Genomic DNA, 2,723 nt, shown 5'->3' with positions numbered 1-2,723 from the left:
AGGTGGGAGGCGTTCGAGCACGCCGGCGTCGCGCCCGCCTCGATGCGGGGGCAGAAGGTCGGCGTCTTCGTCGGCACCGCCGCCAACGGCTACGGCATGGGCCCGCAGAGCGAGGCCGAGGGCGCCGACGAGGGCTACCTGCTGACCGGTACGGCCACCAGCGTCGTCTCCGGGCGGATCGCGTACGCCCTCGGCCTGGAGGGCCCCGCGGTCACCGTGGACACCGCCTGCTCGTCGTCGCTGGTCGCCCTGCACCTGGCGTGCCAGGCGCTGCGGCAGGGCGACTTCGACCTGGCCCTGGCCGGCGGCGTGTGCGTCATGGCCACCCCCGGCCCGTTCGTGGGCTTCTCCCGGCAGCGGGGGCTCGCCCCCGACGGCCGCTGCAAGTCGTTCGCCGCCGCCGCCGACGGCACCGGCTGGTCCGAGGGCGTCGGCATCCTGCTGGTGGAGCGGCTGTCGGACGCGCAGCGCAAGGGACACCCGATCCTCGCCGTGATCCGCGGCAGCGCCGTCAACCAGGACGGCGCGTCCAACGGTCTCACCGCACCCAACGGGCCGGCCCAGCAGCGGGTGATCCGGCAGGCCCTCGCGAACGCGCGGCTGACCACGGCCGACGTGGACGCCGTCGAGGCGCACGGCACCGGCACCGTCCTCGGTGACCCGATCGAGGCGCAGGCCCTGCTGGCCACGTACGGCCAGGGCCGCCCCGCCGACCGGCCGCTGCTGCTCGGCTCGATCAAGTCGAACATCGGCCACAGCCAGTCGGCCGCCGGCGTGGCCGGTGTGATCAAGATGGTGATGGCGATGCGGCACGGGCTCGTGCCGTCCACCCTGCACGTCGACGAGCCGACGCCGAAGGTGGACTGGTCGGCCGGCGAGGTGTCGCTGGTGACCGAGGCGACGCCGTGGCCGGCGACCGACCGTCCCCGCCGGGCGGCCGTGTCGTCGTTCGGGATCTCCGGCACGAACGCGCACACCATCATCGAGGAACCGCCCGCCCCGGACGCCGCCGACCTCGCCGACACCGGGCCGGCCCACACCGTCGCCCTGCCGGCGGTGCCCGTGCTGCTCTCCGCCCGCTCCGAGGCAGCGCTCAGCGCGCAGGCGGGTCGCTGGGCCCGGTGGCTGGAGGACGACGAGGCCCTCCGCACCGTGGACGTCGGCTGGTCGTCGGTCGTGTCGCGCTCCGCGCTGGAGCACCGGGCCGTGGTCTCCGCGACCGGCCGTGAGGAGCTGCTGGCCGGGCTGCGCGCCCTGGCCGCCGGCCAGCCGTCCGGCGCGCTGGTCGCCGGGCAGGCCGCCGACCGGGGTCCGCTCGCGGTGCTCTTCTCCGGTCAAGGCGCGCAGCGTGCCGGCATGGGCCGGGAGTTGTACGCGGAGTTCCCGGTCTTCGCCGCCGCGCTGGACGAGGTGTGCGCACAGCTCGACGCGCTGTTGCCGCGCCCGCTCAAGGAGGTGCTGTTCGCAGCCGAGGGTTCCGCCGAGGCGGAGCTGCTGGACCGGACGGTGTTCACGCAGGCGGGTCTGTTCGCGGTCGAGGTGGCGTTGTTCCGCCTGGTGGAGTCGTTCGGCGTCGCCCCCGACCTGGTCGGCGGTCACTCGATCGGCGAGGTCACGGCCGCGCATGTGGCGGGGGTGTTGTCGCTGGCGGATGCGTGTGTGTTGGTGGCGGCGCGGGGCCGGTTGATGCAGGCGTTGCCGGCCGGTGGTGGGATGTTGGCCGTCGCGGCGGCCGAGGCCGATGTGCTGACGACGCTGGACGGCTTGACCGGTGTGGGGGTCGCGGCTGTCAACGGGCCGACATCGGTGGTGGTCTCCGGTGCGGTGGAGGCGCTCGACGAGGTGGAGCGGGTCTGGCGTGGGCGGGGTGTGCGTACGCGCCGGTTGTCGGTGAGTCATGCGTTCCACAGCCCGTTGACGGAGCCGATGCTGGACGAGTTCCGGGTGGTCCTGGACGGGTTGACGTTCGAGGCGCCGGCGTTGCCGGTCGTGTCGAACGTGACCGGTGCGCCGGCTGACGTCGACGAGATCCGTAGTCCCGACTACTGGGTGCGGCACGTGCGGGAGGCTGTGCGTTTCGCCGACGGGGTCGCCGCGCTGCGCGCCGCCGGGGTGGACACGTTCCTGGAGATCGGCCCGCGCAGCGTCCTGACCGCGATGGTCGGCGACATCCTGCCCGCCGACGACGGGGTGCTGGCCGTCGCCGCGCAGCGCGCCGACCGCGCCGAGGCGCGGGCCCTGCTCGCCGGCCTCTCCGAGCTGCACGTCAACGGGGTACCCGTCGACTGGGCGGCCCTCTACGCCGGCGCCGGAGCGACCCCGGTCGCCCTGCCCACGTACGCGTTCCAGCGGCAGCGCTACTGGCCCGAGCAGATGCCGGCCTCGGCCACCGGCCCGGTCAGCCCGGACGTGGTGGACGTCGAGTTCTGGTCGGCCGTCGAGCGCTCCGACGTGGCGGCCCTCGCCGCGCAGTTCGGCACCGACGGGGCGGGCGTCCTGGCCCCGGCCCTGCCGGTCCTGTCGTCCTGGCGCAAGGCGCGGCTGCGGGACGCCGTAGTCGACAGCTGGTCGTACCGGGTGGTGTGGAAGCGGACCACCGTCCCCGCACCGCTCACCCCGCCGGGACGCTGGCTGCTCGTGGAGCCCGCCGACGACGCCGCCACGACCGAGTGGGCCGGGGCGCTCGCGGGGGCGCTGAGCGCCGCCGGCGGCGAGGTGTACCG

Annotated in this window: 1 protein-coding gene; it reads left to right on the top strand. The window is 75.0% G+C overall.

Annotated features, from left to right (window positions below; translation table 11 throughout):
* Positions 1 to 2,723, top strand: a 2,723-nt coding sequence (locus KBX39_RS28215; RefSeq protein ID WP_210873433.1) for a type I polyketide synthase, incomplete at both ends; no start/stop codon positions are given.

This window comes from Micromonospora sp. D75, from assembly GCF_018070405.1.
In the GTDB taxonomy this organism is placed as follows: domain Bacteria; phylum Actinomycetota; class Actinomycetes; order Mycobacteriales; family Micromonosporaceae; genus Micromonospora; species Micromonospora chalcea.
Note: the sequence above shows the minus strand (reverse complement) of the source record. Positions and strands in the feature narration are given on the sequence as shown.